The organism is Sporosarcina sp. G11-34 (assembly GCF_026931025.1).
The window spans coordinates 1-5,279 of record NZ_JAHNZW010000033.1; the positions used below are offsets into that span (position 1 = coordinate 1).

The 5,279-nt window shown below is 35.4% G+C and carries 5 protein-coding genes; 3 read left to right on the forward strand and 2 right to left on the reverse strand.

The features are described 5' to 3' along the window. Positions 1–474 precede the first annotated feature (474 nt). A complete protein-coding gene (locus KSU66_RS21255; RefSeq protein WP_269053452.1) occupies positions 475–1,464 on the reverse strand; it encodes a replication initiation protein in 990 nt (329 codons plus the stop codon). Between the two features lie 843 nt (positions 1,465–2,307). On the opposite strand from KSU66_RS21255, the gene KSU66_RS21260 reads away from it, so the two are divergent. From KSU66_RS21260 to KSU66_RS21270, 3 genes are all read left to right on the forward strand, one after another. Beyond that, positions 2,308–2,622, forward strand: a complete 315-nt coding sequence (locus tag KSU66_RS21260; RefSeq protein WP_269053453.1) for a hypothetical protein — start codon at positions 2,308–2,310, stop codon at positions 2,620–2,622. 137 nt (positions 2,623–2,759) lie between these two features. Further along, positions 2,760–2,924 (forward strand): hypothetical protein, encoded by a 165-nt coding sequence (locus tag KSU66_RS21265; protein WP_269053454.1) that lies wholly within the window; start codon positions 2,760–2,762, stop codon positions 2,922–2,924. Between the two features lie 167 nt (positions 2,925–3,091). Beyond that, a complete protein-coding gene (locus KSU66_RS21270; RefSeq protein WP_269053455.1) occupies positions 3,092–3,508 on the forward strand; it encodes a DUF3888 domain-containing protein in 417 nt (138 codons plus the stop codon). 147 nt (positions 3,509–3,655) lie between these two features. Here the strand turns inward: KSU66_RS21270 and KSU66_RS21275 are convergent, their stop codons facing one another. After that, positions 3,656–4,171 carry a DNA-binding protein gene (locus KSU66_RS21275; RefSeq protein ID WP_269053456.1) on the reverse strand — a complete coding sequence of 172 codons (516 nt, stop codon included), beginning with the start codon at positions 4,169–4,171 and terminating at the stop codon, positions 3,656–3,658. Positions 4,172–5,279: the final 1,108 nt, after the last annotated feature.

The window sequence follows — 5,279 nt, forward strand, 5'->3', positions numbered from 1 at the left end:
AGTGAGCACTGAATAATATGCAAAGGTCGTAGGAAGCTCCTACCAAGCGAAAAACCTTTTTCGGGGTTTGCTAGACAAACCCGTAGCTTGCCCGTACTACTTTCTTTTCGTATTAAAAAAGTAAATGACATTGCAACGATCAATTAAACGAAAATTAAAATTCACGGGTTTGAAAGAGAGTGCCCATTTACACGCAGTGATTTTATCTTCGAAAAAAGTCGCTGCATAATGGGTTTCCCGCAGGGGCTATAACAATAAAATAAAGTACGGCAAGCTACGGGTTTGTCATGACAAACCCCGAAAACGAGTTTTCGACGTATTAGGATAAATCCTAATACCTTTACTAATTCTGAGTGTTTATTTTTTCAAAATCCCCTCTCGAATCAGTTGTCGCTTCGCTCGAATTTTAAAATAAATAATTGAATCAAAAATAAAAAAGGTGACCGCAGCAGTCGCCTTTTTTTCTAGTAAACTTTATTCTCTTTCTTCAAGCCAGTTATAAAAAGGGACCTTCTTATTTTTATCTCTAGCACTTATAATCTCTAGCTGTCTGAAATGATGTTTTGCATTTTGAATATGTATATCTGCTTTTTTTGTAGTTAACCCTTTGCTTGCGACAATATTAATTTCATTCATAGCAAGGATATGAGTTCGTGCCTCCGCAAGATTTTTTTCATCTTTTAATGCTAAGTAAGACATCATGTCATTCATAACACTGTCATGGATCTTCCTTAACAAATTCATTTGTCCCTCTGTTGCGCCAGCAACCTTTTCACCTGTGGACCAATGTAAAATAAAACTAACAATTGCACGGCCTACTTTCTTTTCCGTGTACCAGACTTCAAGTTCCGTGTACCGATTTAACTCTTCAATTGCTACATCCAATACCCCCCTTTTCAACTGCGCAGTGCTTGATTGGTATGTCTTTCTATCTTCGACCCCGAACAAATTCATTAAGGCTTCTTTAGATAACTCCTTGTGCCAATAACCATAATGAGCCTTTAAATATTCATATAAAGTCCAAGAAAAACCGCTTTTGAATTGGGATGTTATCGCTAAATCAGTTAGAACATAATGGTCTTTTAATTCTAAGATGTGCGGTAAAAAGTTTACATTCCATTCAAAAATAAACTTTCCGTCATTGTAATCAATTGAACTAAATACGTTTACAAACCTAAATTTTCTTTCTTCTAAATTTTGAGTACTAAATTGTAATACAGAAATCCTTTGGCTGTCCTTATAAGCATCTTCGGTTCGGTATTGTTCTATCTCAAACTTATTTTCAAATTCGTATTTTTGGAATGCTGTATTTCCATCATTTTGTGTTGAATATATTGCATAGGCCAGTAACTGCATTTGATTTAAGTTTAGACCGTGATTAAGTTTAGCCATAGATAGCTCATTACTTTTTTTAATACTATTCTCATAGTCGATTAATTTTTCTTTTTCATTTTTTCTAGCCATGTCCTACCCCCTATTGAATTTTATTGTTCGATCTACCTCGACTGTGTATAACCGAAACCTGCTACCCAATACAGTGTATTCAATTTTTACCGAATACACAATGGGAAAGGAGTATTTTACACGTTAGAAGGGAGTATTTTACACAATAGAAGGGAGTATTTTACACAATAGAAAGCTGTAGCCCTTGCGGCTCTAGGGCTCGCGGAGTTGATAAAGGGAACTAATAGAACTAATAATCTTTAAAACATATATTATATATAAGCATCGCTAAAAACGAAGATTAATAACCAATTCCAGAGACAAAAAACAAAAGATAAAAAATTACTAGAAAAATAGAGAACGATAAAATAACTTGTCCAACTCTCAAAGTCTATTTAATCCAGCTATACGAAGTCACAGAAGCACGCCTAAGGAACCTCGTCCAAAATATGACATGTAACTATACAAAAACGCTAAAAGATCACTAGCACCCTTTAAAACGATTTTAAAAGGGGTGAGTGATCTTTTTTAATTTGGCGAACTTTACAAAGCTTATTTGTATATTTATTCGTTTAGACAAGTCAGACGTTCACCAGAAAGGTTGTTAATGCAATGATGTATATTTCCTGCATAAAGAAGATCAAAGACGTTAGGGGATGAATGGAGGACTTGCAAGGGGTTAGCTGTCGGGGCCAACTGCCGACAACAGGCCTTATGTTAACTAATGGTGTATGTAGAATGCATATCCTACAAGTATATTAAAAAAAGGATTTTTGTGGTAATTATGATATGATAGCAGAAGGTTAAGTATATATTTAATATTCAACAAACGGGCCAAATTCTAGAGAATGATGGGGGACAGATATGGAAAAGAAGTTACAGAAGTCAGGTTTATATGGGTTACTAATAGGATTAGCTGTTTCAATTTTATTTGTTAGTTATAAAGATGTACAAGATTTGGGAAATGGTAGTTACGAAATTTCTTATAAGCCCATTTATGACTATGTAATTTTGATTTTACGCTTAGGAATTATAGGAATGTTCGTAGGTTTATTTATTGGTTGGAAGGATTACGAAAAGAAAAATAGAACCCAAAAACAAGGAAAGACTTATTACATACTTGCATTTTTTGCTGTATTCCTTGTATCAAGCGTCATAATGTTGATATTTAATTGGTAAAAGAACTTCCGCAAATGGGTGCGATTGCTTAATAAGTGATCGCCTATATCGCAATCGGGCCAAATGGTCGAAGTATAAAAAGCTTAAATAATAATTTAATTCCAATTGGATTAATGTAAGAAATGGAGGGTCTAAATTTGGGGAATATACTAGTTCTTATCGTGGGAATAATTTTTCTGGGACTACTAATTTTAGCTGTATACAATGTTGTTGGTAGAAAAAAGAAAGTTAATAATATGTATACACCATTCGATGACGCTACCCAAGGTATTAAAGATGAAGAAAAGCAAAATCGTCAGTAAGTATACTTTAAATAAAAGTTTTTTTCTGTAATCGGGTGCGATTGGAGTACAAACGATTGCGTCCATATCAGGTGAACGGGCCATATTAAGTAATGGGTTCTTTAATTAAACACGAATATTATTTTAATATCGGGGGAAAATATCCTGTAAACAGGGTAGGTGAATAGATGCGAAAGATAATGCTTGTTTTTTATATGCTGTTATTGCCAACTATCACTACAAATGCTGAAGAGGATTTACCAACAAGTACAAAGGCTACAAGAGAGAACATATTAGAAGATGCTGTGATTGATCTTTTGCAACCACAGATGTATGTAGCAGTCCAAGATCATTATGGAACTACCAAAGAAATAGGATTTATGTGTTTAAAGGTGATTAACATAAAAAAATTGGATCATCCAGGTTCTATGCTTTTTGAAGCAGAGCTGGAAGGAACGACTTACACGGGACCACATAATCCTCTCGACGTCTTTACTGTTACCGTAAGGAAGGATTATGAAACAGTAGGTTGGGTAATGCAAAAGTATAAAGTAGAAAAATTTGAATTAAATAAAAAGTATGGGAAATGTAGAGAACCTGCATAATTTTATTTCTTATTGTAGTAACGGGTGCGATTCTTGAAGATGAATTTGCACCCGATTAGTTGAAAACTAGCGTTTTTTTATTTTCTTTGGCTCGTTTGTTTTTTATGTACTTCATTTTTTGTAGTAAATTGTCATCAAAATCCCTGTTTACTTTTGAAATAGTTTTCTCCACCAGGGAACCTTAATCGTTTCTTGGTTTTGATCTTCGAGCATTCTTCTATTTTCCTCGAACGTATTTTTTAATTGTTGGGTTAATAACCTATCACGCATCTCAATTGTTTCATTCATTTTTTCTTGCAATGCATCAAGAAGTACTTCTCTTTCTTCCTCAATTGCCTTTTTAACAATTACCTCTAATTCACGCTTAGATAAACGTATCATTTCTGAATACACGCTTGGCGTTTGCTCTGCATTTTCACTAACCAAATCCCTTGATGCAATAGCCCTTACAGCGTCCGCAACGGGTACAGAATTGGCAAGAAGCTTTTTCAACTCCCTGAACGCTTTAAAGTCACGCTCATAATAAATGCGTTGATCTTTTTCATTTCTATGAAAAGAATAGCCTTCCTTTTCTAATTCAATTGACCATCTTCTTAGTGTTGATGTTGTGATTTCTAATTCAATAGCTACATCTTTAGAAAAGTATCCGAATTCATTTTCCATAGCGTCTACCACCCCGTTTATTAGCATTCGATAAATAACTATCCGATACCTTTTAAATTACCACATCCGACTAATGCTGTTCTCTTGTGAAATGAATTTCTATCGCCTTCACTTCGTTTCGTTGTTGGAATCCTGCGGTCCATTGAAACTGAAAAGACGTTTCAACGGATCCTCGGATTTTAATAAAAATAAAATCTCTGGATTCCATGTCTGACTAAGGGGTCGTCTATTGACGGTCTTTTTTATTTGGCCAAAAGGATAGTCTTCGGGAAGTGTCAACGATAAATGTCTGACTGGAGCGATAGCAAAAGGAATTTAAGGAGTTGATACGAGAGGTGATTCTCCACCCTTACGGCTTTTCCAAATGCACATTTGGAAACTGCCAACCGGCGAGGGAGCCCCCAAGAATTTGGGGGTTGGGGGTTGATTTATAGAAGTTTTTGGCGTTTCCTTTTTTCAAAAAGGGAAGGTCTTGGGCTACTTTTTTGGCGTTGAATTTGTTACTTAAGCATTGTTATTCTATCTTGAATCTTACTTGATCTCACCCAACAATTTTTCATATTTCCATCAAACATGAGCAGAGCGAATTTTAAAACCATGCGTGAGCATTGGCAAGGTGAATCACCTTGTAAACTACTCAATATGAGCAGAAGCACCACACCCTTTTCAAAGGGGTGTGTAAGTGCGCACTCGTCTTTGAACTTGTGATTTACAAAAAACAAAAAAAAACCAGTGCAAGAAAACGAGGTACAAGACTGTACCTTTTTTGCTTTTTGTATAGGTACAAAACTGTGCCTTTTTTTAAAAAAATCGTACCCACGATAACACTAGGCTTTGCCTAGTACCACACTGAAAGTGGGGTCAGTTTCCCCTTATGCTCTTTCTAACTGTTTTCAAAATACGGGTTTTCGTTTTAAATTCGAGTGAAACGACAGCATACTTCAGCGTCCACTTTGAAAAAGTGAGCACTGAATAATATGCAAAGGTCGTAGGAAGCTCCTACCAAGCGAAAAACCTTTTTCGGGGTTTGCTAGACAAACCCGTAGCTTGCCCGTACTACTTTCTTTTCGTATTAAAAAAGTAAATGACATTGCAACGATCAATTAAA

Bases quoted from the DNA above. Each gene is read 5' to 3' on its own strand.
- KSU66_RS21260 (WP_269053453.1), top strand. From the start codon at position 2,308: ATGGAAAAGAAGTTACAGAAGTCAGGTTTATATGGGTTACTAATAGGA.
- KSU66_RS21255 (WP_269053452.1), bottom strand. From the start codon at position 1,464: ATGGCTAGAAAAAATGAAAAAGAAAAATTAATCGACTATGAGAATAGT.
- KSU66_RS21270 (WP_269053455.1), top strand. From the start codon at position 3,092: ATGCGAAAGATAATGCTTGTTTTTTATATGCTGTTATTGCCAACTATC.
- KSU66_RS21275 (WP_269053456.1), bottom strand. From the start codon at position 4,171: ATGGAAAATGAATTCGGATACTTTTCTAAAGATGTAGCTATTGAATTA.